The sequence below is a fragment of the Streptomyces griseus subsp. griseus genome, assembly GCF_003610995.1.
In the GTDB taxonomy this organism is placed as follows: Bacteria; Actinomycetota; Actinomycetes; order Streptomycetales; family Streptomycetaceae; genus Streptomyces.
On the sequence record NZ_CP032543.1, the window covers coordinates 1,493,905 to 1,520,812 of the forward strand.

18 protein-coding genes, 1 tRNA gene and 3 pseudogenes are annotated in these 26,908 nt (G+C 70.4%); 14 read left to right on the top strand and 8 right to left on the bottom strand.

Annotated features, from left to right (window positions below; translation table 11 throughout):
- Nucleotides 1–3 precede the first annotated feature (3 nt).
- Both D6270_RS06955 and D6270_RS06960 read right to left on the bottom strand, forming a co-directional pair.
- Nucleotides 4–141, bottom strand: a complete 138-nt coding sequence (locus D6270_RS06955) for an SPW_0924 family protein (RefSeq protein ID WP_109166235.1) — start codon at nucleotides 139–141, stop codon at nucleotides 4–6.
- Nucleotides 142–273: 132 nt separating this feature from the next.
- Nucleotides 274–2,010 (bottom strand): lytic transglycosylase domain-containing protein, encoded by a 1,737-nt coding sequence (locus tag D6270_RS06960; protein ID WP_109166234.1) that lies wholly within the window; start codon nucleotides 2,008–2,010, stop codon nucleotides 274–276.
- Nucleotides 2,011–2,211: 201 nt separating this feature from the next.
- Here D6270_RS06960 and D6270_RS06965 point away from each other — a divergent pair, with 201 nt between their 5' ends.
- Nucleotides 2,212–3,090 carry a DUF4184 family protein gene (locus D6270_RS06965; RefSeq protein WP_109166233.1) on the top strand — a complete coding sequence of 293 codons (879 nt, stop codon included), beginning with the start codon at nucleotides 2,212–2,214 and terminating at the stop codon, nucleotides 3,088–3,090.
- A 77-nt stretch (nucleotides 3,091–3,167) separates the two neighbouring features.
- On the opposite strand, the gene polA is transcribed toward D6270_RS06965, so the two are convergent.
- Nucleotides 3,168–5,879, bottom strand: a complete 2,712-nt coding sequence (gene polA, locus D6270_RS06970; RefSeq protein WP_109166232.1) for a DNA polymerase I — start codon at nucleotides 5,877–5,879, stop codon at nucleotides 3,168–3,170.
- Between the two features lie 120 nt (nucleotides 5,880–5,999).
- Between polA and D6270_RS06975 the strand changes: the two are divergent.
- The 7 genes and pseudogenes from D6270_RS06975 to D6270_RS07005 all read left to right on the top strand — a co-directional run bounded on the left by D6270_RS06975 (nucleotide 6,000) and on the right by D6270_RS07005 (nucleotide 15,276).
- Nucleotides 6,000–8,281: pseudogene (locus D6270_RS06975) on the top strand (FdhF/YdeP family oxidoreductase).
- A gap of 89 nt (nucleotides 8,282–8,370) precedes the next feature.
- Nucleotides 8,371–8,841, top strand: a complete 471-nt coding sequence (locus D6270_RS06980; protein ID WP_109166230.1) for a PaaI family thioesterase — start codon at nucleotides 8,371–8,373, stop codon at nucleotides 8,839–8,841.
- A 646-nt stretch (nucleotides 8,842–9,487) separates the two neighbouring features.
- Complete coding sequence (locus D6270_RS06985; RefSeq protein ID WP_109166229.1) at nucleotides 9,488–10,723, top strand: branched-chain amino acid ABC transporter substrate-binding protein; 1,236 nt, start codon at nucleotides 9,488–9,490, stop codon at nucleotides 10,721–10,723.
- A 95-nt stretch (nucleotides 10,724–10,818) separates the two neighbouring features.
- Nucleotides 10,819–11,748 carry a branched-chain amino acid ABC transporter permease gene (locus tag D6270_RS06990; protein ID WP_093686380.1) on the top strand — a complete coding sequence of 310 codons (930 nt, stop codon included), beginning with the start codon at nucleotides 10,819–10,821 and terminating at the stop codon, nucleotides 11,746–11,748.
- Nucleotides 11,745–13,583, top strand: coding sequence for a branched-chain amino acid ABC transporter permease (locus D6270_RS06995; RefSeq protein WP_204117149.1), 1,839 nt, complete (start codon nucleotides 11,745–11,747; stop codon nucleotides 13,581–13,583). Before D6270_RS06990 ends, D6270_RS06995 begins: the two co-directional genes overlap by 4 nt.
- A 2-nt stretch (nucleotides 13,584–13,585) precedes the next feature.
- The gene (locus D6270_RS07000) at nucleotides 13,586–14,563 is read left to right on the top strand and encodes an ABC transporter ATP-binding protein (protein ID WP_109166228.1); all 978 of its coding nucleotides are present in this window, start codon (nucleotides 13,586–13,588) and stop codon (nucleotides 14,561–14,563) included.
- Complete coding sequence (locus D6270_RS07005; RefSeq protein ID WP_109166227.1) at nucleotides 14,560–15,276, top strand: ABC transporter ATP-binding protein; 717 nt, start codon at nucleotides 14,560–14,562, stop codon at nucleotides 15,274–15,276. Before D6270_RS07000 ends, D6270_RS07005 begins: the two co-directional genes overlap by 4 nt.
- Before the next feature lie 74 nt (nucleotides 15,277–15,350).
- Here the strand turns inward: D6270_RS07005 and D6270_RS07010 are convergent, their stop codons facing one another.
- Nucleotides 15,351–16,007, bottom strand: a complete 657-nt coding sequence (locus D6270_RS07010; RefSeq protein ID WP_030567928.1) for an ANTAR domain-containing response regulator — start codon at nucleotides 16,005–16,007, stop codon at nucleotides 15,351–15,353.
- Between the two features lie 97 nt (nucleotides 16,008–16,104).
- On the opposite strand from D6270_RS07010, the gene D6270_RS07015 reads away from it, so the two are divergent.
- A tRNA-Leu gene (locus tag D6270_RS07015) sits at nucleotides 16,105–16,179 on the top strand.
- 72 nt (nucleotides 16,180–16,251) lie between these two features.
- Nucleotides 16,252–16,742: pseudogene (locus D6270_RS32830) on the top strand (transcriptional regulator); the annotation flags it as partial.
- A 9-nt stretch (nucleotides 16,743–16,751) separates the two neighbouring features.
- Here D6270_RS32830 and pyk read toward each other — a convergent pair.
- Together pyk and D6270_RS07030 are read right to left on the bottom strand one after the other, a co-directional pair.
- The gene (gene pyk, locus D6270_RS07025) at nucleotides 16,752–18,191 is read right to left on the bottom strand and encodes a pyruvate kinase (RefSeq protein WP_109166226.1); all 1,440 of its coding nucleotides are present in this window, start codon (nucleotides 18,189–18,191) and stop codon (nucleotides 16,752–16,754) included.
- Between the two features lie 120 nt (nucleotides 18,192–18,311).
- Nucleotides 18,312–19,037 carry an SIMPL domain-containing protein gene (locus tag D6270_RS07030; RefSeq protein ID WP_109166225.1) on the bottom strand — a complete coding sequence of 242 codons (726 nt, stop codon included), beginning with the start codon at nucleotides 19,035–19,037 and terminating at the stop codon, nucleotides 18,312–18,314.
- Nucleotides 19,038–19,181: 144 nt separating this feature from the next.
- Between D6270_RS07030 and D6270_RS07035 the strand changes: the two genes are divergently transcribed.
- Nucleotides 19,182–21,011 carry a bifunctional metallophosphatase/5'-nucleotidase gene (locus D6270_RS07035; RefSeq protein WP_109166224.1) on the top strand — a complete coding sequence of 610 codons (1,830 nt, stop codon included), beginning with the start codon at nucleotides 19,182–19,184 and terminating at the stop codon, nucleotides 21,009–21,011.
- A gap of 74 nt (nucleotides 21,012–21,085) precedes the next feature.
- Here the strand turns inward: D6270_RS07035 and D6270_RS07040 are convergent, their stop codons facing one another.
- On the bottom strand, nucleotides 21,086–22,534 hold the full coding sequence (locus D6270_RS07040) for a lysine N(6)-hydroxylase/L-ornithine N(5)-oxygenase family protein (protein WP_109166223.1): 1,449 nt from the start codon (nucleotides 22,532–22,534) through the stop codon (nucleotides 21,086–21,088).
- The gene (locus D6270_RS07045; protein ID WP_109166222.1) at nucleotides 22,531–23,949 is read right to left on the bottom strand and encodes a pyridoxal phosphate-dependent decarboxylase family protein; all 1,419 of its coding nucleotides are present in this window, start codon (nucleotides 23,947–23,949) and stop codon (nucleotides 22,531–22,533) included. Before D6270_RS07045 ends, D6270_RS07040 begins: the two co-directional genes overlap by 4 nt.
- 406 nt (nucleotides 23,950–24,355) lie before the next feature.
- Between D6270_RS07045 and D6270_RS07050 the strand changes: the two genes are divergently transcribed.
- From D6270_RS07050 to D6270_RS32835, 3 genes and pseudogenes are all read left to right on the top strand, one after another.
- On the top strand, nucleotides 24,356–24,697 hold the full coding sequence (locus D6270_RS07050) for an ArsR/SmtB family transcription factor (protein ID WP_109166221.1): 342 nt from the start codon (nucleotides 24,356–24,358) through the stop codon (nucleotides 24,695–24,697).
- A gap of 71 nt (nucleotides 24,698–24,768) precedes the next feature.
- Nucleotides 24,769–26,402: pseudogene (locus tag D6270_RS07055) on the top strand (SulP family inorganic anion transporter); the annotation flags it as partial.
- A gap of 87 nt (nucleotides 26,403–26,489) precedes the next feature.
- Nucleotides 26,490–26,888 carry an ATP-binding protein gene (locus D6270_RS32835; RefSeq protein WP_109167561.1) on the top strand — a complete coding sequence of 133 codons (399 nt, stop codon included), beginning with the start codon at nucleotides 26,490–26,492 and terminating at the stop codon, nucleotides 26,886–26,888.
- Nucleotides 26,889–26,908: the final 20 nt, after the last annotated feature.

Consider the following 26,908-nt stretch of genomic DNA (forward strand, 5'->3'; position numbering starts at 1 on the left):
GGGCTACTGCTTGGGGCCCGGGACGGTGGTGAGCAGGGGCTTCGGTGAGGTCTCACCCGGCGGTGAGCCGATGGCGGAGATGGTGGACACGATCGCGAGGGCGGCGGCCAGTCCGATGGCGGCGGCGACGAGGGCACGCAATGCTCGGCCTCCCGGGACGGTGATCTGATGGTTCGTCAGGGGTGGGGCACCGTAGCAACCGGGACGCGAGATGAGAACACGGACGACAGCCCCCGCGCCGGGCGGGCGCGGGGCTGTCGGTGGAGCGACGGGTCAGGCTCCGGGGGGCTCCGTCTCCTCCGGCGCCGTCTCCTCGGGGGCCTGGACGGTGAGTTCGATGACGACCGGGGCGCCGCCCTCGGTGGTGAGCCGCAGCTTGTAGGTGCCCGGGTTCTCGTCGGCGAAGATCTGCGGGAGCTGGAGCAGGCCGTCGGCGTCCGTGGTGAGGTTCAGGGTCCGCAGCGGCTTGCCGTCCGCGTCCTTGAAGTACGGGCCCTTGTCGTTGTCGATGAGCCCCAGGCTGTCCTTGACCATGGTGGCGGTGACGGCCACCCCGGCGGCGGGAGCGCCCTTGTAGGTGGCCTTGACGGTGACGGCGTCGGCGAACTTCTCGCCGGGCGCGGCGGCGAGCGCCTTGTCGTCGGTCCGTACGAGCTTGTCGGCCTGGCGGGCGGTGACGCTCGCCTCGTAGGTCAGGGTGCGCGGCCGGGTGGTGCCCGCGGTGGCGGTCACGGTGAAGTCGCCGGTCTTCTCGCCCGCCTTGAGCGCGGGTGCGGTGGCGGTGCCGTCGGCCTTGGTGATGACGGTGACCGTCTTCCGGCCGCCGTCGAAGAGGGTGCCGGTGGCCCCGGTGACGGTGAAGGTGACGGGCAGTTGCGCCATCGGTGCGCCGAGGGCGTTGCGGGCGCGTACGGAGACCCGCTCGTCGAACGTGCCGCCGGCGGTGGTGGTGAGGGGACCGGTGCCCGCGTTCTCCAGGGAACCGAGGGTGTCGGCCGGGGACGGGGTCGGCTTCGGGGGCGGGGTCGGCCTGGGAGGCGGCGTCGGGGTCGGGCCGGTGGTGCCGCCGGGCTTCGAGGGGCTGGGGCTCGGCTTCGTACCACCGGGCTTGGAGGGGGACGGGGAGGGCGTCGGGCTCGCCGTCCCGCCGGGGGTGGGGCTCGGGCTCGGCGTCGGGGTGCTGGGCGCGGTGGGGAGGATGCCGCTGCCGTCGGGCACCTCGTGGGTGCCGCGCTGGTAGTAGGAGAACCAGGAGCGGACCGTACGCAGGTACTCCGTCGACCGGTTGTAGCTCAGCACCGCCCGGTCGAGGTCGGCGGCGACGGCGAGGTCGCGGCCGCCCGCGCAGAGGTAGCGGCCGGCGGCGAGCGCCGCGTCGTAGATGTTGTTGGGGTCCTTGCGGCCGTCGCCGTTCGCGTCCTGGCCCCAGGCCGCCCACGTCGACGGGATGAACTGCATCGGGCCGACCGCACGGTCGTGGACGGCGTCGCCGTCGTACGCCCCGCCGTCGGTGTCCTTGATCAGCGCGAAGCCCTGGCCGTTGAGGGCCGGGCCGAGGATCGGGGAGAAGGTGGTGCCGTCCGCGTCGACCTGGCCGCCGCGGGCCTGGCCGGACTCGACCTTGCCGATCGCGGCGAGGAGCTGCCAGGGCAGCCAGCAGGCCGGGTCGGTGGTGGCGACGGTCTGCTCGGCCTGCTTGTACGCGGCCAGGACGGAGGCCGGAATGCCCGCTTCCGCGCTGCCGGTGGCAGCCGGGAGATTGCTGGACGAACCGGGCTTGTCGGGCGTGACGAGGGGCGGAAGGTCGGTGTAGTACGGCGAGTTGCCCGTGGCGGCGCCGCCCTCCGGGCCGCCCGACTCACCGCCGGCGGTCTGCTGGTCGCCGCCCGTGGCCCCTTCGGCCAGCGGGGCCGCGGGGGCTTGCGACGCCGCGAGCGCCGCCACGGCGGCCGCCGCCACCGCGGTGGTCGTGGCCCCCTTGCGCAGCCGTCGGCGCATGTGCGCTGCCATACGTTCCGGTCCCTCCCCCTCGAAGGCTGATCGCGCTCCCCAGCGCGGGACTCCAGCGACCCTACGGCACCCCGTAGCGCCTGGGCACCGCACCCTGACCGCTTCTTACTGTTTTTTCACGTTCCCGCGCGCGGGGTGTCCGAGAGGGCAACGAAGGGTGCCCCGGGGTGCGGTGGAGGGTGTTCGCGCATACTTGCCGCCATGCCCTTCACCCTCAGCCATGCTGCCGCCGTGCTCCCGGCGGTCCGCCGGAACGGGACCGCCCGCTGGGGGCTGTTCACCTCGGCCCTCGTCGCCGGCTCGTTCGCGCCCGACGTCACCTACTTCGCGGACACGGTGATCCCCGGGGCCATGAGGTTCGGCGGCTTCACCCATTCCTTCCTCGGCGTGGTCACCGTGAACGTGCTGATCGCCGCCGTGCTGGTGGCGGTGTGGGCCGCGGTGCGCGAGCCGCTGGTGGCCCTGCTTCCGGTACGCGTACGGGGCCGCGTCCACCGCTTCGTACGGGGGCAGCGGTGGACCCGGGCGTCGTTCGGGCCGCATGCCTGGCTGGTGTTCGTGGGGTCGGCCGCGCTCGGGGCGGCCACGCATGTGGTGTGGGACGCGTTCACCCACCACAGCCGGTGGGGCACGGAGTTGCTGCCGTTCCTGAACCGGAGCGTCGGTGGTTTCCCGCTCTACCAGCTCGCGCAGTACGGCAGTTCGGCGGTGGCCCTGGTGGTGCTGGTCCGGTTCGTCGCCACCGGGCTGCGGCGCGCGGCCGGGAACCCGGTGCCAAAGGCGCTCCCGGTGCTCGGCCGGGGCGAACGGTGGGGCGCGCTCGGGCTGCTGGCCGCCTGCGTGGTGCTGGGCATCGCCCACCGCTGCGTGCGCTTCTACACGCACTTCGGGCGGATCGAGAACCCCCTCGACATCATCCCGACGGCCTGCTTCGGCGCGGGCGCCGGACTGGGGGCCGGGCTGCTGCTGTACGGGGTGTGGATGCGGCTGCTGCGCAGGCGGCGGCCGGCGGAGGAGGGCCCGGGGCAGACGCCCGTGGCGGACGAGCCCCGTACGGAAGCCTCCACCGGCCCGAGGTAGACGGACCGGAAAGGGCCCGGCACCGCGCTGCGGTGCCGGGCCCTTCGGTGTGCCGTGGCCCGGTTCGGCCCGGCGGCTCAGTGGGCCGCCGACTCCCAGTCCTTGCCGACGCCGACGGAGACGTCCAGCGGGGCGCGCAACTCGACGGCGCCCGCCATCTCGTGGCGCAGGATCTGCTCCACCTGCTTCCGCTCGCCCCCGGCGATCTCCAGCACGATCTCGTCGTGGACCTGGAGCAGCATCCGCGAGGTCAGCTCCGCCTCCCGCAGCGCCTTGTCCACCCGCAGCATCGCCACCTTCACGATGTCGGCGGCGGTGCCCTGGATCGGGGCGTTGAGCGCCATCCGCTCGGCGGCCTCGCGGCGCTGGCGGTTGTCGCTGTTCAGGTCGGGGAGGTAGCGGCGGCGGCCCAGGATCGTCTCCGTGTAGCCGGTGGCCCGCGCTTCCTCGACGACCCGGTGGAGATAATCCCGTACGCCGCCGAACCGCTCGAAGTAGGTGTCCATCAGCACCCGCGCCTCGGCCGGGTCGATGTTCAGCTGCTGGGAGAGGCCGAACGCGGAGAGACCGTAGGCCAGGCCGTACGACATGGCCTTGATCTTGCGGCGCATCTCCGCGTCGACGGCGCCCTTCTCCACGCCGAAGACCTGGGAGGCGACCGTGGTGTGCAGGTCCTCGCCGGAGGTGAACGCCTCGATGAGACCGGCGTCCTCGGAGAGGTGGGCCATCACCCGCAGCTCGATCTGGCTGTAGTCCGCCGTCATCAGCGTCTCGAAGCCCTCGCCGACGACGAAGCCCCGGCGGATGGCCCGGCCCTCGTCGGTGCGGACCGGGATGTTCTGGAGGTTCGGATCGGTGGAGGAGAGGCGGCCGGTCGCCGCCACCGTCTGGTTGAACGTGGTGTGGATGCGGCCGTCGGCGGCGATCGTCTTGATCAGGCCCTCGACCGTGACCCGGAGCTTGGCCTGCTCGCGGTGGCGCAGCATCAGGACGGGCAGCTCGTGCTCGGTCTGCGCGGCCAGCCAGGCCAGCGCGTCCGCGTCGGTCGTGTAGCCCGTCTTGGTCTTCTTCGTCTTCGGCAGGCCCAGCTCGCCGAAGAGGATCTCCTGGAGCTGCTTGGGCGACCCGAGATTGAACTCCCGGCCCACCGCCGCGTGCGCCTCCTTCACCGCCTGCTGCACGGTCCCCGCGAACTGCTGCTCCATGGACTCCAGATGGGCCCGGTCGGCGGCGATGCCGTGCCGCTCCAGACGGGCCAGGAGGATCGAGGTCGGCAGCTCCATGTCATGGAGCAGCTCGGTGGCGTTGACCTCCTTCAGCCGGGTGGTGAACGCGTCGCCCAGGTCCAGCACGGCGCGGGCCTGCGCCATCAGGGCGTCCTGCTCGGCCCGGTCGTCCGCGCCGAAGGCGAGCTGCCCGTCGGAGGCGGCGGCCGGGGCCAGCTCGCGGCCCAGATACTCCACGGCCAGCGCGTCCAGGGCGAAGGAGCGGCGGCCCGGCTTCACCAGATACGCGGCGAGCGCGGTGTCCATGGTGACGCCTTCGAGCTGCCAGCCCATCTCGGGGAAGACCCGCATCACGTTCTTCGCGTTGTGCAGGACCTTGGGCCGGGCCGGGTCCGCCACCCATGCGGCGAACGCCCGCTCGTCGGCCTCCTCCAGCTGCGCCGGGTCCAGCCAGGCGGCGGCCCCGTCGGCGGCGGCGAGCGCGACCTCGGTGACCGTACCGGCGCCAAGGGACCAGGTGTCGACGGTCATCACGCCGAGCGGCTGCGCACCGTGCGCCTCCAGCCACGGGGCGACCTCGCCCGAGCCGAGCACCGCACCGTCCAACTCGATACCGGCGGCGGGCGCCGGCGGCTCGGCCTCCGCCGCACCCGGGTCGACGGCGAGGAGACGCTCGCGCAGGCTCGGGTTGCGGATCTCCAGTATGTCCAGGACACCGGTGACGGCCGTGCGGTCGTACGGAGCGCGCTCCAGCTCGGCCGGGGACTTCGGCAGCTCCACGTCCCGGACCATCTCGGTCAGCACCCGGTTCATCTTCACCGCGTCCAGATGGTCGCGGAAATTCTGCCCGGCCTTGCCTTTGACCTCCTCGGCCCGCTCCACCAGCTCGGCGAACGAACCGAACTGGTTGATCCACTTCGCGGCCGTCTTCTCACCGACTCCCGGGATGCCCGGCAGGTTGTCCGACGGGTCGCCGCGCAGGGCCGCGAAGTCCGGATACTGCTGCGGGGTGAGCCCGTACTTCTCGACGACCTTCTCCGGGGTGAACCGGGTCAGCTCGGAGACCCCCTTCGTGGGGTACAGCACGGTCACGTTCTCCGTGATCAGCTGGAAGGAGTCCCGGTCGCCGGTGACGATCAGCACCTCGAACCCGGCCGCCTCCGCCTGGGTCGCCAGCGTCGCGATGACGTCGTCCGCCTCGAAGCCGTCCACCGCGAACCGGTCCGCGTGCATCGCGTCCAGCAGCTCGCCGATCAGCTCCACCTGCCCCTTGAACTCGTCGGGGGTCTTGGAGCGGTTCGCCTTGTACTCCGGGAACTCCTGCGCACGCCAGGTCTTGCGCGACACGTCGAACGCCACCGCGAAGTGCGTGGGCGCCTCGTCACGCAGGGTGTTCGCCAGCATCGACATGAAGCCGTACACGGCATTCGTCGGCTGCCCCACCGCCGTCGTGAAATTCTCCGCGGGCAGGGCGAAGAACGCCCGGTACGCCAGGGAGTGCCCGTCCATGAGGAGCAGGCGCGGTCGGTTGTCTGCCGTCTTCTTCGATGCCGTCTCAGCCACGCCCTCGATCCTGCCACGGCCCACTGACAATCCGGACCGGGCACGGCCTTGCGGAGGCGTGACAGGATCGATGGTGAGGACACACGACCGTCGAAGAAGCGCTCGAAGGGGAGCAGCATCATGGCCAGCAAGCCGCCCGCAGGTGACCCGGTCCAGGACGCCCCGCAGGTCGGGACGGCCCCGCACGCCGCCGCCGGGCTGCCCGCCGTCGCCCACTCCCTGCGCATCGCCCAGCAGCAGATGGGCGTGCGCCGCACCGCGCGGACCCTCCTCAAGGTCAACCAGAAGGACGGGTTCGACTGCCCCGGCTGCGCCTGGCCCGAGGGCGACAAGCGGCACACCGCCGAATTCTGCGAGAACGGGGCGAAGGCCGTCGCCGAGGAGGCGACGCTGCGCCGGGTCACCCCGGACTTCTTCGCGGCCCACCCCGTCGCCGACCTCGCCGAGCGCAGCGGCTACTGGCTGGGCCAGCAGGGGAGGATCACCCAGCCGGTGTACCTCCCCGAGGGCGCCGACCGGTACGAGGCGGTCAGCTGGGAGCGCGCCTTCGCGATCATCGCCGAGGAGCTGACCGCACTCGACTCCCCCGACGAGGCCCTCTTCTACACCTCGGGGCGCACCAGCAACGAGGCCGCCTTCCTCTTCCAGCTCTTCGCCCGCGAGTTCGGTACCAACAACCTCCCCGACTGCTCCAACATGTGCCACGAATCGTCCGGCTCGGCGCTCGGCGAGACCATCGGCGTCGGCAAGGGCAGCGTCTCCCTGGAGGACATCCACCAGGCCGACCTGATCATCGTCGCCGGACAGAACCCCGGCACGAACCACCCCCGGATGCTCTCCGCGCTGGAGAAGGCGAAGAACGCCGGAGCGAAGATCATCTCGGTGAACCCGCTCCCCGAAGCGGGCATGGAGCGGTTCAAGAACCCGCAGACACCGCACGGCATGCTCAAGGGCACGCCGCTCAACGACCTCTTCCTCCAGATCCGCATCGGCGGCGACCAGGCCCTCTTCCGCCTCCTCAACAAGCTGATCCTGGCCACCGAGGGCGCCGTCGACACCGCGTTCGTCACCGAACACACCCACGGTTATGAGGAGTTCGCCAAGGCCGCCGAAGCAGCCGGCTGGGACGAGACCCTCACCGCGACCGGCCTCACCCGCGCCGAGATCGAACAGGCCCTCGCCCTCGTCCTCGCATCGGAGCGCACCATCGTCTGCTGGGCCATGGGCCTCACCCAGCACAAGCACTCCGTGCCCACCATCCGGGAGATCGTCAACTTCCTCCTCCTGCGCGGCAACATCGGCCGCCCCGGCGCCGGGGTCTGTCCCGTGCGCGGGCACTCCAACGTCCAGGGCGACCGCACCATGGGCATCTTCGAACGGCCCGCACCGGCCTTCCTGGACGCCCTCGACAAGGAGTTCGGCATCACCTCGCCCCGCCACCACGGCTACGACGTGGTGCGCTCCATCCAGGCCCTGCGCGACGGCGAGGCCAAGGTCTTCTTCGCGATGGGCGGCAACTTCGTCGCCGCCACCCCGACACCGCCGTCACCGAGGCCGCGATGCGCCGCGCCCGCCTCACCGTCCATGTGTCGACCAAGCTCAACCGCTCCCACGCCGTCACCGGCACCCGCGCGCTGATCCTGCCGACGCTCGGCCGCACCGACAAGGACGTCCAGGCGGGCGGCAAGCAGTTCGTCACCGTCGAGGACTCCATGGGCATGGTCCACGCCTCCCGAGGCAACCTCACCCCCGCCGGCCCCCACCTGCTCTCGGAACCGGCCATCGTCAGCCGCCTCGCCCGGGCGGTGCTCGGCGCCGACTCCCGTACGCCATGGGAGGAGTTCGAACGGGACTACGCCACCATCCGCGACCGCATCTCCCGAGTCGTCGCGGGCTTCGAGGACTTCAACACCCGCCTCGCCGCCCACCCCGGCGGCTTCGCCCTCCCCCACGCCCCCCGCGACGAGCGCCGCTTCCCCACCGCCACCGGCCGCGCCAACTTCACCGCCGCCCCCGTCGAGTTCCCCGAACTCCCCGAAGGCAGGCTCCTGTTGCAGACCCTGCGCTCCCACGACCAGTACAACACCACCATCTACGGCCTGGACGACCGCTACCGCGGCATCAAGAACGGCCGCCGCGTCGTCCTGGTCAACCCCGACGACGCGGCCGCCCTCGGCCTCACCGACGGCTCCTACACCGACCTCGTCAGCGAGTGGAAGGACGGCGTGGAGCGCCGCGCGGAGGGCTTCCGCGTCGTCCACTACCCCACCGCCCGGGGCTGCGCCGCCGCCTACTACCCGGAGACCAACGTCCTGGTCCCGCTGGGCTCCACCGCGGACACCAGCAACACCCCGGCCAGCAAGTCGGTCGTCATCCGCTTCGAGAACCCCCGGGGAGACTGAGGACCACCATCCCCTAAGCGTCCGCTCAGCCGTCTGGTAAGAACAGTGCACACAGCAATGACCCAGCGCAGACGATCGGAGCCGGACCCATGGGCGAGCACACCGCACCCCTCTTCCCGCAGGAAGTCATCGACGAGTACGCGGCACTCGGCGTCGACCTTCCCGCCCTCTTCTCCGCCGGCCACCTCGGCGAGCGCATGGGCGTGACCATCGTCGAGGCCGCCGCCGACCGCGTCGTCGGCACCATGCCCGTAGAGGGGAACACCCAGCCCTACGGCCTCCTGCACGGCGGCGCGTCCGCCGTCCTCGCCGAGACCCTCGGCTCCATCGGCTCCATGCTCCACGGCGGCGCGAGCAAGGTCGCCGTCGGCGTCGACCTCAACTGCACCCACCACCGAAGCGCCCGCAGCGGCCTCGTCACCGGCGTCGCCACCCCCGTACACCGGGGCAGGTCGACCGCCACGTACGAGATCGTCATCACCGACGAACAGGACAAGCGGGTCTGCACCGCCCGCCTCACCTGCCTCCTCCGCGACGCCCCCCGCCCCGACGCCGGCTGACACCCCGCACCCCGGCACGACCCCACCCTCACAGCACAGCCCGCCACCACCGCACCACCGCCGCAAGGCCCCCTGCCCGGCCGGAAACCGCATCTCACAATCCGGCCGGGCAGCGCCATATCCCCACCAAATCCAGCACCGCTGATCACCACCCTCGGTCAGCACTCTTGACGCCGAACCACGTTCCATGAGCCACTCAGCAGCCACATTGACCTCGGCGGACTCGAACGCACCTTCGTCGTTGTAACACTGCGTAACAACGACGAAATGTGAAAACCAGCCGCTCACCCCGGCCCGAGGCACCCGGGGCACACCGCCACGCCCGACGCCGGCCCCACCCCGCGTCAGCACCAAGATCACCCCAAGCCCCTTAGCAGAGCTGCGCGTTCTCAGCATGTGGTCATTTCGCACTCCATGCCAAAGCCACACATCCGCACCCGGAAACCTCAAGCCTTGCTCAACGGCATAACAAGAGCGTCACATCCGCAGCCGACCCGTCCCGGAGGCCCTCGGCTGCGCTTAGAGTCACGGCCAGTCACCGCGCCGCCGGGCACGTCTCAGCACAGCCCCCGTACCACCCCAGTACGGCCCGGCGACCGACACGGCACCTCAAGCAGAGGAGGCCGCGCCAGGGAAAGGACTTTTCGTGCGACACCGTTCTTTGCTCATACTCACTGCCGTGCTCACCACCGGAGCACTCACCCTCACCGCCTGCGGTTCGCGCGACGACAGCAACAACAGCAGCGGCAGCGACGGCGGCACCACCACCGTCGTCATCGGCGTCGACGCCCCGCTCACCGGCGACCTCTCCGCCCTCGGCCTCGGCATCAAGAACTCCGCCGACCTCGCCGCCAAGCAGGCCAACGCGAAGAAGTACGTCGACGGCGTCACCTTCGAGATCCAGGCCCTCGACGACCAGGCCCAGCCGTCGTCCGGCCAGCAGAACGCGAGCAAGTTCGTCGCCAACAAGAAGGTCCTCGGCACCGTCGGCCCCCTGAACTCCTCCGTCGGCGAGTCCATGCAGAAGGTCCTCGCCGACGCCAAGCTCGCCCAGGTCTCCCCCGCCAACACCTCGCCCTCCCTCACCCAGGGCCAGAAGTGGAACGAGGGAACCAAGGAGCGCCCCTTCGCCTCCTACTTCCGCACCGCCACCACCGACGCCGTCCAGGGCCCCTTCGCGGCGCAGTACCTCTTCAACGACGCCAAGAAGAAGAAGGTCTTCGTCATCGACGACAAGAAGACCTACGGCGCCGGCCTCGCCGGCACCTTCAAGGCCGAGTTCACCAAGCTCGGCGGCAAGGTCGTCGGCACCGAGCACATCGACCCCGAGACCAAGGACTTCTCCTCGGTCGCCACCAAGGTCAAGAGCGCCGGCGCCGACGTCGTCTACTACGGCGGCGAGTACCCCGCGGCCGGCCCGCTCAGCAAGCAGATCAAGAAGGCCGGCGCCAAGATCCCGCTCGTCGGCGGCGACGGCATCTACAGCGGCGAGTACATCAAGCTCTCCGGCGCCGAAGGCGTCGGCGACCTCGCCACCTCGGTCGGCGCGCCCATCGAGACCCTCCCGTCCGCCAAGGACTTCGTCGCGAACTACGAGAAGGCCGGCTACAAGGAGCCCTTCGAGGCGTACGGCGGCTACTCCTACGACGCCGCCTGGTCGATCATCGAGGCCGTCAAGGCCGTCGTCGACGCCAACGACGGCAAGCTCCCGGACGACGCCCGCGCCAAGGTCGCCGAGGCCGTCGGCAAGGTCGACTTCGAAGGCGTGACCGGCAAGGTCTCCTTCGACGAGTACGGCGACACCACCAACAAGCAGCTCACCGTCTACGAGTACAAGGACGGCGCCTGGGCCGCGGTCAAGTCCGGCGAACTCTCCAGCTGACCCACCAAGCCTGACCTACCACCGGCAGCGCGGGGCGCCGCACACCATGCGCCCCGCGCTGTTCTATACCCGGCGAAAGACACGGAGGACCCGCGGTGAACGAACTGCCGCAACAGCTGGTCAACGGCCTGCTACTCGGATCGATGTACGGGCTCGTCGCCATCGGCTACACGATGGTCTATGGCATCGTCCAGCTCATCAACTTCGCCCACGGCGAGATCTTCATGACCGGCGGCTTCGGGGCCCTCACGGTCTGGCTCATACTCCCCAGCGGCACCAGCGTGCTGCTCGCACTCCCCCTCATGCTCATCGGCGCGATCGTCGTCGCCACCACCATCGCGGTCGGAGCGGAACGATTCGCCTACCGACCGCTCCGCGGCGGACCACGCCTCGCACCCCTCATCACCGCCATCGGCCTCTCGCTCGCCCTCCAGCAAGCCGTATGGGCCTGGTACCCGGGCGCCAAGTCCGCCCGCACCTTCCCCGAGATCCCCGGTGGACCCTTCGAGCTCGGACCCGTCACCATCCAGACCGGTGACGTCTTCCTGCTCATCGCCGCCCCCGTGTCGATGGCCGTCCTCGGCTACTTCGTCATCAAGACCCGCACCGGCCGCGGCATGCAGGCCACCGCGCAGGACCCCGACACCGCCAAGCTCATGGGCATCAACACCGACCGCATCATCGTGGTCGCGTTCGCCCTCGGCGCCACCTTCGCCGCCATCGGAGCCGTCGCCTACGGCCTCAAGTACGGCGAGGTCCAGTTCCGCATGGGCTTCCTGCTCGGCCTCAAGGCCTTCACCGCAGCCGTCCTCGGCGGCATCGGCAACATCTACGGCGCCATGATCGGCGGCCTCACCCTCGGCGTCGCCGAGACCATGGCCGCCGCCTACATCGCCGAAGTCCCCGGCCTCGAACAGCTCGGCGGCCAGTCCTGGGCCAACGCCTGGGCGTTCGTACTCCTCATCCTCGTGCTCCTCTTCCGGCCCCAGGGCATCATGGGCGAGCGCGTCGCGGACAGGGCGTGACCACCATGACCACCACACAGACCACCAGCACGGTCACCGCACCCGCACAGACCGCACCCACCACCAGCGGCCCGCTGGCCCTCCCGCCGCACATAGCCCGGGCCACCGCCACGGCCGGCGGCGCACTCACCGTCGTCTCCGCCTTCCTCGCCTGGACCTGGACCTCCGCCTTCCCCGGCGACCTCACGGTCTACGGCTACCCCGGCGGCCTTCAGTGGCTCGTCCTCGTCAGCGGCGCCCTCGTCGCCCTCTTCGGCCTCTCCTCCTACGGGATCAAGGGCCTGGGCTGGCTCACCCCCCAGGGCGCCGACGCCGCGATCCGGCTCGCCTCCTACGCGGCCTTCGCCACCGCCTGGTTCACCATGGCCGCCATCAGCGTCCAGCTCGGCGGCATCGCCAACCTCGAACCCGGCGCCTACGTCGCCATCGCCGCCACCCTCATCGGCCGGCTCGGCGCCCGCTCCCTGCCCTACGAGCGGCCCGAGACCACCCCCGCCGACCCCGAGGACAGCGCCTACGACCGGTTCAAGCACAACCTGAGCAACCGCTGGGCGACCTACAAGAGCACCCTCGCCACCACCCCCGCCCAGCCCGCGAAGACCCTCCCCTCGTACATCGAGATCCTGATCGTCGCGGTCGTCCTCGCCCTCGGTCTCGCCGTCTTCACCTACGGCATCACCACCGAGTACGACGAACTGTTCATCGGCTTCCTCATCACCGCCGGCTTCGGCTTCGCGGCGATCAACAAAGCCGGCCTCATCCAGCGTGTCTCCACCCTCACCGCACGCCACCGCAACGTGACCCTCGTCGGCGCCTTCGTCGCCGCCGCGGCCTTCCCGTTCACCCAGTCCGACGACCAGTACGCGACCATCGGCGTCAACATCCTCATCTTCGCCACCGTCGCCCTGGGCCTCAACATCGTCGTCGGCCTCGCCGGCCTCCTCGACCTCGGCTACGTCGCCTTCCTCGGCGTCGGCGCCTACGCCGCGGCCCTGGTCTCCGGCTCCCCCACCTCCCCGCTCGGCATCCACCTGCCTTTCTGGCAGGCCATCCTGGTCGGCGCCGCCGCCTCCATGGTCTTCGGCGTCCTCATCGGCGCCCCCACCCTGCGACTGCGCGGCGACTACCTCGCCATCGTGACCCTCGGCTTCGGAGAAATCTTCCGCATCGCCGTCCTCAACCTCGACGGCACCTCCGGCCCCGACGTCACCAACGGCTCCAACGGCATCTCCTCGATCCCGAACCTCTCCCTCTTCGGATTCGACTTCGGCGCCACCCACACCATCGGCGGGTTCACCATCGGCCGCTTCGCGAACTACTTCTTCCTGATGCTGCTGGTCACCCTCATCGTGGTCGTGGTCTTCCGCCGCAGCGCGGAATCCCGCATCGGCCGCGCCTGGGTCGCCATCCGCGAGGACGAGACAGCCGCCGAAGCCATGGGCATCAACGGCTTCCGCACCAAGCTCATCGCCTTCGCCCTCGGCGCCACCCTCGCCGGCCTCGCCGGAGCCGTACAGGCACACGTCACCTACACCGTGACCCCCGAGCAGTACCAGTTCGCCCACGCCGTCCCGCCCAACTCGGCCTTCCTCCTCGCAGCGGTCGTCCTCGGCGGCATGGGAACGATCAGCGGCCCGCTCGTCGGCGGCGCACTGCTCTTCCTCATCCCCGCCAAGCTCCAGTTCATGAGCGACTACCAGCTCTTCGCCTTCGGGCTCGCGCTGGTCCTGCTGATGCGCTTCCGCCCCGAAGGCCTCATCGCCAACCGCCGCCAACAGCTCGAATTCCACGAGAAGGACGAAGCGCCCGCCACTCTCACCAAGGCAGGGGCCTGACGATGACCACCGACACCACCACCGCCGAGGCCACAGCCGTCAGCGCACCCGGCGAGACCGTCCTCGACGCCCGCGGCGTCACGATGCGGTTCGGCGGTCTCACCGCCGTCCGCTCCGTCGACCTCACCGTCAACTCCGGCGAGATCGTCGGCCTCATCGGCCCCAACGGCGCCGGCAAGACCACCTTCTTCAACTGCCTCACCGGCCTCTACATCCCCACCGAGGGTGAGGTCCGCTACAAGGGCACCGTCCTCCCCGCCAAATCCTTCAAGATCACGGCGACCGGCATCGCCCGCACCTTCCAGAACATCCGGCTCTTCGCCAACATGACCGTCCTGGAGAACGTCCTCGTCGGACGCCACACCCGCACCAAGGAGGGCCTCTGGTCCGCCCTCCTGCGCGGACCCGGCTTCCACCGCGCCGAGGCCGAATCCAAGACCCGGGCCATGGAGCTGCTGGAGTTCGTCGGCCTCGACCACAAGGCCGAACACCTCTCCCGCAACCTCCCCTACGGTGAACAGCGCAAGCTGGAGATCGCCCGCGCGCTCGCCAGCGAGCCCGGACTCCTCCTCCTCGACGAGCCCACCGCAGGCATGAACCCGCAGGAGACCCGCGCGGCCGAAGAGCTCATCTTCGCCATCCGCGACAAGGGCATCGCCGTCCTCGTCATCGAGCACGACATGCGGTTCATCTTCAACCTCTGCGACCGCGTCGCCTGCCTCGTCCAGGGCGAGAAACTGGTCGAAGGCACCGCAGCCGAGGTCCAGGGCGACGACCGCGTCGTCGCCGCCTACCTCGGCGAACCCTTCGAGGGCGACCCGGGCGCGGCCGAGGTCGCCGAAGTCGAAGCCGCCGAAGCCGCCGCCGCACCGGAGACCACCGGGGCCACCACCGCCCCGAAGGCCCCCACGGCAGAGGCCACGACCGAGGACGCTCCGGCCGCCCCCGGCGAGAGCACCAGCAAGGAGAACGACCGATGACCGCACTTCTCGAAGTCGAGGACCTGCGCGTCGCCTACGGCAAGATCGAGGCCGTCAAGGGAATCTCGTTCAAGGTCGAAGAAGGCGAAGTCGTCACCCTCATCGGCACCAACGGCGCCGGCAAGACGACGACGCTGCGCACCCTCTCCGGACTGATCAAGCCCCTCACGGGCCAGATCAAGTTCAACGGCAAGTCCCTCCGCAAGGTCCCGGCCCACCAGGTCGTCTCCCTGGGACTGGCCCACTCCCCCGAGGGCCGCCACATCTTCCCCCGCATGTCCATCGAGGACAACCTGCGCCTCGGCGCATTCCTCCGCAAGGACAGCGAAGGGATCAACAAGGACATCCAGCGCGCCTACGACCTCTTCCCCATCCTCGGGGAACGCCGCAAGCAGGCCTCCGGAACCCTCTCCGGCGGCGAGCAGCAGATGCTCGCCATGGGCCGCGCCCTGATGTCCCAGCCGAAGCTGCTCATGCTGGACGAGCCCTCCATGGGCCTCTCCCCCATCATGATGCAGAAGATCATGGCGACCATCACCGAACTGCGTGCCCAGGGCACCACCATCCTGCTCGTGGAGCAGAACGCCCAGGCGGCGCTCTCGCTCGCCAACCACGCGCACGTGATGGAGGTCGGCAGCATCGTCCTCTCCGGCACCGGCCAGGACCTGCTGCACGACGACTCGGTCCGCAAGGCGTACCTGGGCGAGGACTGAGGTCCTTCCCGTACGCGAGAGGCCCGCACCCGGTGAACCGGGTGCGGGCCTCTCGCAATCGCGCTCGTACGCGGCTACTCGGCCGCCTTCTTCTTCTCCTCGGCGTCCTCGATCAGCGCCTCCGCCAGCTGCTGCATCGACATCCGGCGGTCCATCGACGTCTTCTGGATCCACCGGAACGCGGCCGGCTCCGAGAGCCCGTAGTCGGTCTGGAGAATGCTCTTGGCCCGGTCGACCAGCTTCCGCGTCTCCAGCCGTTGCGACAGATCCGCGATCTCGCTCTCCAGCGCCTTCAGCTCCGCGAAGCGGGAGACAGCCATCTCGATGGCCGGCACGACGTCGCTCTTGCTGAACGGCTTCACGAGGTACGCCATCGCCCCTGCGTCCCGGGCCCGCTCGACTAGGTCGCGCTGCGAGAAGGCGGTGAGCATGAGGACGGGTGCGATGGACTCCTCGGCGATCTTCTCGGCGGCGGAGATCCCGTCGAGGACCGGCATCTTCACGTCCAGGATGACCAGGTCCGGCTTGTGCTCCCGGGCCAGCTCGACGGCCTGCTGCCCGTCGCCCGCCTCACCGACGACGGAGTAACCCTCCTCCTCCAGCATCTCCTTGAGGTCGAGGCGGATGAGAGCCTCGTCCTCGGCGATGACGACGCGGGTCGTCAGCGGCGGGACGTGCGACTTGTCGTCGTCGACGGCGTCTACGGGCTGGGGCGACTCGGGGGTGGTCACGGGGCTCCTCGGTATGGGGCAGATACTGCTGCCACGAGCCTACCTAGCTCCTGTAAGGTGGTGACGCGCAGGGCAGCAATGACCCTTCCTTTCTAAGGCCCCAGTACTCCAACTGGTTAGAGAGGCCGCTCTCAAACAGCGGACAGTGTGGGTTCGAATCCCACCTGGGGCACTTTTCCTTGGATTCCAAGGCGCAAAGCGATTCAGTGAACTTCACCTGATCCGGGTACGCCCGTGCCCGAGGTGCGCCGGCGCTCGGCCGGGCCTCATCGACGCCCGCGCCGAAGCCATCCAGATCGCGCGGCCGCGCAACAAGGTCTGCCGGGTGGCCGGTGTGGGCTGCCAGTACGTCACTTCCGTCAGCAAGCACCGACCCTGTCTCTGCCCTCAACACGGTCCCGGCAAGAAGCAGAACCGCCGGATCGCCCTCGGACCCTGGCAGCAGCAGATCGGGCCGCCCACCCCTGGGAATTCATCCGCGGGCTCATCCACTCTGCCAGCTGCCGCATCACCAACCGGGCCACGCGCATGGTTCGCGGCGGACGCAAGCGCTACGAGTACCCCCGGCTCTTCCTCACCAACAAGTCCGACGACATCGGCAACCTCCTCAGCGACGCCCTCACCGCCGTGGGAGTCGAAGGGGCCGTACCCGCGCGCGGCAGCAAGCCGCTCAGCATCTCCGTAGCCCGACGGGCATCCGTCGCCCTCATGGATGCGCACGTCGGGCCGACATACCGAGCCGTCCTACTTCGGGCTGTCGTCCTCGCCCACGTGGTGGACGCGGACCAGGTTCGTGGAGCCCGAGACGCCGGGCGGGGAGCCGGCGGTGATCACCACGATGTCGCCCTTCGCGCAGCGGCCGATGCGCAGGAGTTCCTCGTCGACCTGGGCGACCATCGCGTCCGTGGAGTCGACGTGCGGGCCGAGGAAGGTCTCGACGCCCCAGGTGAGGTTGAGCTGGGCGCGGGTCGCTTCATCGGGGGTGAAGGCGAGGAGGGGGATGGGCGAGCGGTAGCGGGAGAGGCGCTTGACCGTGTCGCCGCTCTGGGTGAAGGCGACGAGGAACTTGGCGCCGAGGAAGTCGCCCATCTCGGCGGCGGCCCGGGCGACCGCGCCGCCCTGGGTGCGGGGCTTGTTCCGTTCGGTGAGCGGCGGGAGGCCCTTGGCGAGGATGTCTTCCTCTGCCGCTTCGACGATGCGGGACATGGTGCGCACGGTCTCGATGGGGTACTTGCCGACGCTGGTCTCACCGGAGAGCATCACCGCGTCGGTACCGTCGATGATCGCGTTGGCGACGTCGGAGGCTTCGGCGCGGGTGGGGCGGGAGTTGTCGATCATCGAGTCCAGCATCTGGGTGGCGACGATGACCGGCTTGGCGTTGCGCTTGGCGAGCTTGATGGCGCGCTTCTGGACGATCGGGACCTGTTCCAGGGGCATCTCGACGCCGAGGTCGCCGCGGGCGACCATGATGCCGTCGAAGGCGGCGACGATGTCGTCGATGTTCTCGACGGCCTGGGGTTTCTCGACCTTGGCGATGACGGGGAGGCGGCGGCCTTCCTCGTCCATGACGCGGTGGACGTCGTCGATGTCGCGTCCGGTGCGGACGAAGGAGAGGGCGATGAGGTCGGCGCCAGTGCGCAGGGCCCAGCGGAGGTCGTCGATGTCCTTCTCGGAGAGGGCGGGGACGGAGACGGCGACGCCGGGGAGGTTGAGGCCCTTGTTGTCGGAGACCATGCCGCCTTCGATGACGGTGGTGTGGACGCGGGGGCCGTCGACATCGGTGACTTCGAGGGTGACGCGGCCGTCGTCGACGAGGATGCGTTCGCCGGTGGTGACGTCGGCGGCGAGGCCGTCATAGGTGGTGCCGCAGATGTCGCCGTTGCCCTGGTTCTCCAGGGGTTCGACGGTGATGGTGAAGGTGTCGCCGCGTTCAAGGAGTACGGGGCCTTCGCGGAAGCGTCCGAGGCGGATCTTCGGGCCTTGAAGGTCGGCGAGGATGCCGACGCTGCGGCCGGTCTCTTCGGCGGCTTTGCGTACGTGGTGGTATCGCTGCTCGTGTTCGGCGTAGGAGCCGTGGCTGAGGTTGAAGCGGGCGATGTCCATTCCCGCTTCGACCAAGGCCTTGATCTGGTCGTACGTGTCGGTTGCCGGTCCCAGGGTACAAACGATTTTCGCTCGGCGCATGGTTCGAGCCTAAACCTTACCTACGGGTAGGTATTTGGCTCGGCATGACACCTCAACAACCTTTGGATGAAGGGTTATTGACAAGTGTTGAATTGTGCGGCGGTCCGCTCCGATGAGCGTTTATCCGAGAGTCGGCGGGATGAGGGTGAACGAGGCTTCGACCTGGGCGTCGACGTTCTGGCGTACGGGTTCGAGATCGATGGGGGCGGCGTCCGCTTCCGCTCCGCCCGCCGCTGCCGCGTAGGGCATGGATTCGGCGAAGGCGGCGCGGCCGAGGGGGCCGTGGTGGGTGCCGGTGTCGCTGAGTTCGAGGAGGGCGCCGAGGCGGGTGTCGAGGGCTTCGGCGTACTCGCGGGCCCGCTGGAGGGCTTCGCGGACGGCTTGCCGGCGTGCGGCGGCGTGGTGGGGCGAGGTGGGGCGCAGGGACCACCAGGGGCCGTCGATGCGGGTGAGTTCCTGGTCGGCGAGGCGGGCGGTGAGTTCGCCGAGGGTGCTGAAGTCGTTGATGGTGAGGGTGAGTTGGATGTGACCGTGGTAGGAGCGGATGCGTTCGGCGCGGCCGTGGCGGGTGAGTTCGGGGTTGATGGTGAGGGTGCTGGTTTCGAGCTTTTCGATGGTGTCGCCGTAGCTCTTGATGAGGTCGAGGGTGGTGGTGTTACGGCGGGTGAGGTCGCCGAGGGTGGCGCGGCGGTCGGTGGACCGGGCGGTGACGGTGATGGTGAGGTGGGCGATTTCGGGATCGGCTTCGAGGTGGGCTTCGCCGCGGACGGTGACGTGGGGGGTGTCGGGGGTGCCGTAGGGATGGTGGGTGGTGGCTGCGGGCTGAGGTGTGGGGGTTTCGGTCATGCGTTCACTGTGGCACGGGGCGCGGGTGTGGAGGAGGTGTGTGGGGTGGTCATCGGATCGAAACCTGCGTGGGGTGTTGCGTGGAACGGGGGGCGGGTCAGAATCTACGCGCGTTACCCGTACTGAACGAGGAGTGAGTGAGCGATGTCGTTGAACCCCGTGGACCGTAGGACGTTTCTGGGCCGTTCGGCTGCCGCCGGTGCGGGGGTGGCGTTGGCGGGCGGTGCGGTCGTGGGTACGGCGGGTGCGGCCGAGGCGCACGGACGCGGGCACGGTCATGGACGGCCGGGGAAGCGGTACTCGTTCACGGTGATGGGTACGACGGATCTGCACGGGAACGTCCTCAACTGGGACTACTTCACCGACAAGGAGTACGACGACGCGGCCCACAACGACGTCGGTCTGGCGAAGATCTCGACGCTGGTGGATCAGGTGCGCCGGGAGAAGGGGCGCCGCAACACGCTCCTGATCGACGCTGGTGACACGATCCAGGGCACGCAGTTGTCGTACTACTACGCGAAGGTCGATCCGATCACGGCGCGGCGTGGTCCGGTGCATCCGATGGCCAAGGCGATGAACGCGATCGGCTATGACGCGGCGGCGCTGGGGAACCATGAGTTCAATTACGGGATTCCGGTGCTGCGGAAGTTCGAGGAGCAGTGTGATTTTCCGCTGCTGGGGGCGAACGCGCTGGATGCGAAGACGTTGCGGCCGGCGTTCGCCCCGTATGTGATCAAGCGGTTGCGGACGCCGTTCGGGCGTGATGTGCGGGTGGCGGTTCTGGGGTTGACGAATCCGGGGATCGCGATCTGGGACAAGGTGAATGTGGGCGGGAAGATGGTGTTCCCGGGGCTGGAGGAGCAGGCGGCGAAGTGGGTGCCGAAGCTGCGTTCGATGGGTGCCGATGTGGTGATCGTGTCGGCGCATTCGGGTTCGTCGGGGACGTCGTCGTACGGGGATCAGTTGCCGTACGTCGAGAACGCGGCGGGTCTGGTGGCGGAGCAGGTGCCGGGGATCGACGCGATTCTGGTGGGTCACGCGCATGTGGAGATCGCCGAGCACTTCGTCACGAACAAGGTGACGGGGAAGCGGGTCGTTCTCTCGGAGCCGGCGAAGTGGGGGCAGCGGCTGACGTTGTTCGATTTCGATCTGGTGTGGGAGAAGGGGCGCTGGGCGGTCGAGAAGGCCGGTTCACAGGTGCTGAACTCGAATACGGTGGCGGAGGACCGGAAGGTGGTCTCGCTGTTGCGGAGCGAGCACCGGAAGGTGGTGGCGTACGTCAACCAGGTGATCGGTACGTCGGTGGTGGCGATGTCGACGGCGGACGCGCCGTGGAAGGACGAGCCGATCATCGATCTGATCAACCAGGTGCAGGCGGAGACGGTGGCGGCGGCGCTGGCGGGCGGGGAGTACGCGAAGCTGCCGGTGCTGTCGCAGGCGTCGTGCTTCTCGCGTACGGCGGGGATCCCGGCCGGTGATGTGACGATCAGGGACGCGGCGGGGCTGTATCCGTTCGAGAACACGCTGGAGGCGCGGCTGCTCACGGGGGCGCAGCTGAAGGAGTATCTGGAGTATTCGGCGCGGTATTACGTGCGGACGCCGGCGGGTGGTCCGGTGGATACGGCGAAGCTGACGAACGCGGACGGGATTCCGGATTACAACTATGACGCGGTGTCGGGGGTGACGTACGACATCGATATCGCGCAGCCTGTGGGGTCGCGGATCGTGGGGCTGTCCTTCGAGGGGAAGCCGGTGGATCCGGCGGCGCGGTTCGTGTTCGCGGTGAACAATTACCGGGCGAGCGGTGGGGGCAATTTCCCGCATGTTCCGGGGGCGAAGCAGCTGTGGGCGAATTCGGACGAGATCCGGAACACGATCATCGCGTGGGTGCAGGCGAAGGGATCGGTGGATCCGGCGGCGTTCGCTTCGGTGGGGTGGCGGCTGACGCGTGAGGGGACGCCGGTGTTCCCGTAACCCTGCGCGGTGTGCTGGTGGTTCGGCCCGGGTCTCCTTCGGTGGGGTCCCGGGCCGCTCCGCGTTCCGGTGGGTCAGACGGACTGGCTGAGGGGGATGAGGGCGGGGGCCTGGGCGGGGACGCGGGGGTGGTCGGTGGTGAGGCCGAAGGTGGTGAAGGCGGTGCGTTCGGGGAGCGGGTAGGGGGTGGTGCCGGTGAGGTTGTTGAGGATGGTGGCGCTGCGCCAGGCGGCGAGGCCGAGGTCGGGGGCGCCGACGCCGTGGGTGTGGCGTTCGGCGTTCTGCACGTAGACGTGGCCGGTGACGTCGCGGTCGAGGACGAGGCGGTACTGGTCGTCGATGCGGGGGCGGTGGGAGGCGTCGCGGCGGAGGTAGGGGTCGAGGCCGCCGAGGAGGGCGTCGAGGGGGCGTTCGCGGTACCCGGTGGCGAGGATGACGGCGTCGGTGGTCAGGCGGGAGCGGGTGCCCTGCTGGGTGTGTTCGAGGTGGAGTTCGACGCGGGTGTTGGCGAGGCGGCCCGCGGTGCGGACGTGGACGCCGGGGGTGAGGGTGGCGTCGGGCCAGCCGCCGTGGAGGGTGCGGCGGTAGAGCTCGTCGTGGATGGCGGCGATGGTGTCGGCGTCGATGCCCTTGTGGAGCTGCCATTGGCGGGGGACGAGTTCGTCGCGGGCGGTTTCGGGGAGTGCGTGGAAGTAGCGGCTGTAGTCGGGGGTGAAGTGCTCCAGGCCGAGCTTGGAATATTCCATGGGGGCGAAGGCCTGGGTGCGGGCGAGCCAGTGGATCTTCTCGGCGCCTTCGGGGCGGGCGCGGAGGAGGTCGAGGAAGATCTCGGCGCCGGACTGTCCTGAGCCGATGACGGTGATGTGGTCGGCGGCGAGGAGTTGTTCGCGATGGCGGAGGTAGTCGGCGGAGTGGAGTACGGGGACGGATTCGGCTTCGGCGAGGGGGCGCAGGGGTTCGGGTACGAAGGGTTCGGTGCCGATGCCGAGGGCGATGTGGCGGGTGTAGGCGCGGCCGAGGGCTTCGGCTTCGCCGTCGGGGTCGAGTTGGGTGAAGTCGACTTCGAAGAGGGCGCGTTCGGTGTTCCAGCGGACGGCGTCGACCTGGTGGCCGAAGTGGAGTCCGGGGAGCTGTTCGCTGACCCAACGGCAGTAGGCGTCGTACTCGGCTCGTTGGATGTGGAAGCGCTCGGCGAAGTAGAAGGGGAAGAGCCGGTCGCGGGTGCGGAGGTAGTTGAGGAAGCTCCAGGGGCTGGAGGGGTCGGCGAGGGTGACGAGGTCGGCGAGGAAGGGGACTTGGAGGCTGGCGCCGTCGAGGAGGAGGCCGGGGTGCCAGTGGAAGGCGGGGCGTTGTTCGTAGAAGGTCGCGGCGAGGGGGCGGGGGTCGTCGGGGGCGGTGGGGAGGTTGTGGGCGAGGGCGGCGAGGGAGAGGTTGAAGGGGCCGATGCCGATGCCGACGAGGTCGTGGGGGCGGTCGGGTCCGGGGGTGGGGGCGGGCCGGTCGGGGGCGGGCCGGTCGGTCATCGCGGGGTGTTGCCTTCCGTGCGGGGGGTGGTGGTGACCGCCAGGCCGGTGGTGGTGGCGGTGACCAGGTCGATGAGGGCCTGGAGGTCCTGGGGGGTGGTGTGGGGGTTGAGGAGGGTGGCCTTGAGCCAGAGGCGGCCCGCGGCGTGGGCGCGGCCGAGGACGGCGTGGCCGCGGTTGAGGAGGGTGCGGCGGAGGGTGGCGACGCTGTGGTCGTCGGCGTTGGTGGGGCGGAAGAGGACGGTGGAGATGGTGGGGCGGTCGTAGAGGTCGAGGGCGGGGGTCCGGGTGATGAGGTCGGCGAGGTGGTGGGCGGTGGCGACGGTGCGGTCGATGAGGTCGGCGAGTCCGGTGCGGCCGAGGGCCTGGAGGGTGACGGCGATCTTGAGGGCGTCGGGGCGGCGGGTGGTGCGCAGGGAGCGGCCGAGGAGGTCGGGGAGGCCGGCTTCGGTGTCGTCGTCGGCGTTGAGGTAGGGGGCGTGGTGGTGGAGGGGGGTGAGCTGGTGGCGTTCGGGGACGGCGAAGAGACCGGCGGAGGCGGGTTGCCAGCCGAGTTTGTGCAGGTCGAGGGTGATGCTCTGGGCGCGGTCGAGGCCGTGGAGGAGGGTGCGGTGGGTGGGGCTGAAGAGGAGGGGTCCGCCGTAGGCCGCGTCGATGTGGAGTTCGGCTCCGTGGGTGGCGCAGAGGTCGGCGATGGCGCCGAGGGGGTCGATCTGGCCGGTGTCGGTGGTTCCGGCGGTGGCGATGACGAGGAGGGGGCGGTCGAGGCGGGTGAGGGCTTCGTCGAGGGCGGTGGGGTCGAGGGTGCCGGTGGGGGCGGGGAGGGCAACGGGTTCGGGGAGCCCGAGGAGCCAGGCGGCGCGGGCGATGCTGTGGTGGGTGTTGGTGGCGCAGACGGTCTGGACGGGGCCGTGGCGTTCGCGGGCGAGGAGGAGGGCGAGTTGGTTGGCCTCGGTGCCGCCGGTGGTGATGACGGCGTCGGGTGAGGGGGCGTGGGGGTAGATCTCGGCGGCGAGTGCGGTGGTGAGGTCGGCTTCGAGGGCGGAGGCGGCGGGGGCCTGGTCCCAGGAGTCCATGGAGGGGTTGAGGGCGCTGGCGGCGAGGTCGGCGGCGGCCGCGAGGGCGAGGGGCGGGGTGTGGAGGTGGGCGGCGCAGAGGGGGTGGGCGGGGTCGGCGGCCCCTTCGGTGAGGGCGGTGACGAGGGTGCGGAGGGCGTGGTGGGCGCCGGTGCCGTGGTCGGGGATGAGGGGGTGGGTGGCGGTGCGGGTGCGGGGGGTGACGGTGTCGGGTCCGCCGGCGGGGAGGGGGCCGTCCCGGTGGGCCGCGCCGTCGTGGAGTGCGGTGAGCACGGTGTCGATGAGGGGGCGCAGTGCGGCGGGGCCCGCGGTGCCTCCGGCGAGGGGTGGGGTGGGCATGGGTGGGGTGGTCCTTCGGGAGGCGGGGGGGGTGGACATGCCAGCTTGTCCCGGGTTTTGGGCGGCGCGGCCGAAGAGGTCAACGATCTGAACTCGAAAGGGGTACTGCTGACCGGTGTGTGCCGCTTGCCGGGGAGCTTGGTGGTAAGGGCGTGCGGTTCCGGGACGGGTGTACGGGTGGGTCCTCGGGGCGGGTGTGACAGGTGTTACGGGGCCGGGTGCGGCGGGTCCTCCGGGCTCCGGGCTCGGGGCGGGCAGCCCGGCGGGGCCGGTGAATCAACTAATTGCGAAATTCTGCAATTCACTACATGCTGTGGGGGCCGTCCCGCCGCCACCCGTGCGGTACGGCCCCCGCTCGGCTCCCCCGCCCGCGGTGGTGGCGTACGGCCGAGGAGAGCCCGGAGCGATGGCGGTCCCCCTGTACCAGGCGAAGGGCGAGTTCTTCCGGATGCTCGGGCATCCGGTCCGCATCAGGGTCCTGGAGCTGCTCCAGGACGGTCCGCTCCCCGTACGGGAGCTGCTGGCGGCGATCGAGGTGGAGCCGTCGTCCCTGTCGCAGCAGCTGGCGGTGTTGCGCAGGTCGGGGATCGTGACCGCGACCCGGGAGGGTTCGACGGTGGTGTACGAGCTGGCCGGTGGTGACGTCGCCGAGCTGATGCGGGCGGCGCGGCGCATCCTGACCGAGATGCTGGTGGGCCGGGACGGGCTCCTCGCGGAGCTGCGGGAGGCCGAGGTGTCCTCGCGGTGACGTCGGCCAGGAACATCTCGTCCTGGGGCCGGGTGCGGGCGTTGCTGCCCGCACGGGCGGACTTCGCGGCCATGACCCGTAACCCTCGTCGTGATCTGCTCGCCGGGCTCACCGTGGCGATCGTGGCGCTGCCGCTCGCGCTGGGCTTCGGGGTCTCCTCGGGGCTCGGTGCCGAGGCGGGGCTCGCGACGGCGGTGGTGGCCGGGGCGCTGGCGGCGGTGTTCGGCGGGTCGAACCTCCAGGTGTCGGGCCGACCGGGGCGATGACGGTGGTCCTGGTGCCGATCGTCGCCCAGCACGGTCCGGGCGGGGTGCTGACCGTGGGGCTGATGGCGGGGGCGCTGCTGATCGGTCTGGCGCTGCTGCGGGCGGGGAGGTCCATGCGGTACGTCCCCGCGCCGGTGGTGGAGGGGTTCACGTTCGGCATCGCGGGGGTCATCGCCCTTCAGCAGGTCCCGAACGCGCTGGGCGTGACGGTGCCCGAGGGCGACAAGGTGCTGGTGGTGGCGTGGCGGGCGGTGCGGGAGTTCGCCGCGCACCCGGATGTGACGGCCCTCTCCATCACCGTGGGGGTGGCCGGGGTGATGCTGCTCGGGGCGCGGCGGTTCCCGACGGTCCCGTTCTCGGTGGTCGCGGTGGCGCTGGCGACGGTGGCGGTGGGGGTGTTCGGCCTGGGCGCCGAGCCGATCGGGGCGCTGCCGGCCGGGCTGCCCGCGCCTTCGCTGGGGTTTCTGGAGGTGTCGGCGCTGGGTTCGCTGGTGGCGCCGGCGGTCGCGGTGGCGGCCCTGGCGGCGCTGGAGTCGCTGCTGTCGGCGACGGTGGCGGACGGGATGACGGTGGGGCAGAAGCACGACCCGGACCGGGAGCTGTTCGGGCAGGGCGTCGCCAATCTGGCGGCCCCGCTGTTCGGCGGGGTGCCCGCCACGGCGGCGATCGCCCGTACGGCGGTCAATGTCCGTACCGGTGCCTCGTCCCGGCTCGCGGCGCTGGCCCATGCGGCGGTGCTGGCGGTGATCGTGTTCGCGGCGGCCCCGCTGGTCTCCCGGATCCCGCTCGCCGCCCTGGCCGGGGTGCTGCTGGCGACGGCGGTGCGGATGGTGGAGGTGGGGGCGCTGCGGGCGATGGTCCGGGCCACGCGTTCGGACGCGGTGGTGCTGGTGCTGACGGCCACCGCGACGCTGGTGCTGGATCTGGTGCTGGCGGTGGTGATCGGGCTGGTGGTGGCGGGGGCGCTGGCGTTGCGGGCGGTGGCGGGTGAGGCGCGGATGGACCGGGTGGACCTGCGGGAGGACCGGGACGCGGACCTGCCGGGGGCGCACGGTGAGGAGGAGCACGCGCTGCTGGCCGAGCACATCGTGGCGTACCGGATCGACGGCCCGTTGTTCTTCGCGGGGGCGCACCGCTTCCTGCTGACGCTGTCGGAGGTGGCGGACGTACGGGTGGTGATCCTGCGGATGTCGCGGGTGACGACGGTGGACGCGTCGGGTGCGCTGATGCTGAAGGACGCGGTGCACCAGCTGAACCGGCGGGGCATCGCGGTCCTGGCCTCGGGCATCCGCCCCGGGCAGCGGCGGGCGCTGGAGTCGGTGGGGGCGCTGGAGCTGTTGCGGCGGGAGGGCCGGGAGTACGCGACCACGCCGGAGGCGATCGCGGGGGCGCGCGACCGGTTGCGGGAGGCGGGGGTGCTCGCGCCCCGGTCGCGGCCCGGTGGAGGCCGCAGCCGCCGAGGAGGCTGCCCGGTGACCAGGGCCCATGCGTCGTTGCCGTACCGCCATGTGCTGACGCTGCCCACGATGGGCTCGGCGGTGCGGATCGCGCGGGAGACGACGGAACAGGAGCTGGCGGAGTGGGGCGTGGGCCCGCAGGAGCCTTGTACGGGGCCCGCGTTGCTCATCCTGAGCGAGCTGGTGGCCAACAGTGTGCGCCACGCGGCGGTGCTCTCCCCGAATGTGACGGTGATCTTCGCGGGCGGGCCGGACGCGTTCGCGTTCGGCGTCCACGACCGGCACCCGTACCGTCCCGCGCTCCACACCCCGGCCGTCACCGGTGCCGGGCGGGGGCTGGCCACGGTGATGGAGCTGACGCTGGAGCTGGGCGGCAGCGCGGTGGTGCGGGGGGACGCGGACGAGGGCGGGAAGAGCATCTGGGTCACGTTTCCGCTGCGGCGGCCGGCGGGGTCCCGAGGCCGGTGAGATCAGGATTCCCGCCGCAA

Excerpts from the sequence above, each read along its gene's own strand:
- D6270_RS07005 (WP_109166227.1), top strand. The coding sequence starts at position 14,560 with ATGACCGCACTTCTCGAAGTCGAGGACCTGCGCGTCGCCTACGGCAAG.
- D6270_RS32835 (WP_109167561.1), top strand. The coding sequence starts at position 26,490 with ATGGGCTCGGCGGTGCGGATCGCGCGGGAGACGACGGAACAGGAGCTG.
- D6270_RS07035 (WP_109166224.1), top strand. The coding sequence starts at position 19,182 with ATGTCGTTGAACCCCGTGGACCGTAGGACGTTTCTGGGCCGTTCGGCT.
- D6270_RS06965 (WP_109166233.1), top strand. The coding sequence starts at position 2,212 with ATGCCCTTCACCCTCAGCCATGCTGCCGCCGTGCTCCCGGCGGTCCGC.
- D6270_RS07000 (WP_109166228.1), top strand. The coding sequence starts at position 13,586 with ATGACCACCGACACCACCACCGCCGAGGCCACAGCCGTCAGCGCACCC.
- pyk (WP_109166226.1), bottom strand. The coding sequence starts at position 18,191 with ATGCGCCGAGCGAAAATCGTTTGTACCCTGGGACCGGCAACCGACACG.
- D6270_RS07030 (WP_109166225.1), bottom strand. The coding sequence starts at position 19,037 with ATGACCGAAACCCCCACACCTCAGCCCGCAGCCACCACCCACCATCCC.
- D6270_RS06960 (WP_109166234.1), bottom strand. The coding sequence starts at position 2,010 with ATGGCAGCGCACATGCGCCGACGGCTGCGCAAGGGGGCCACGACCACC.
- D6270_RS07040 (WP_109166223.1), bottom strand. The coding sequence starts at position 22,534 with ATGACCGACCGGCCCGCCCCCGACCGGCCCGCCCCCACCCCCGGACCC.
- D6270_RS07045 (WP_109166222.1), bottom strand. The coding sequence starts at position 23,949 with ATGCCCACCCCACCCCTCGCCGGAGGCACCGCGGGCCCCGCCGCACTG.
- D6270_RS06980 (WP_109166230.1), top strand. The coding sequence starts at position 8,371 with ATGGGCGAGCACACCGCACCCCTCTTCCCGCAGGAAGTCATCGACGAG.
- D6270_RS07050 (WP_109166221.1), top strand. The coding sequence starts at position 24,356 with ATGGCGGTCCCCCTGTACCAGGCGAAGGGCGAGTTCTTCCGGATGCTC.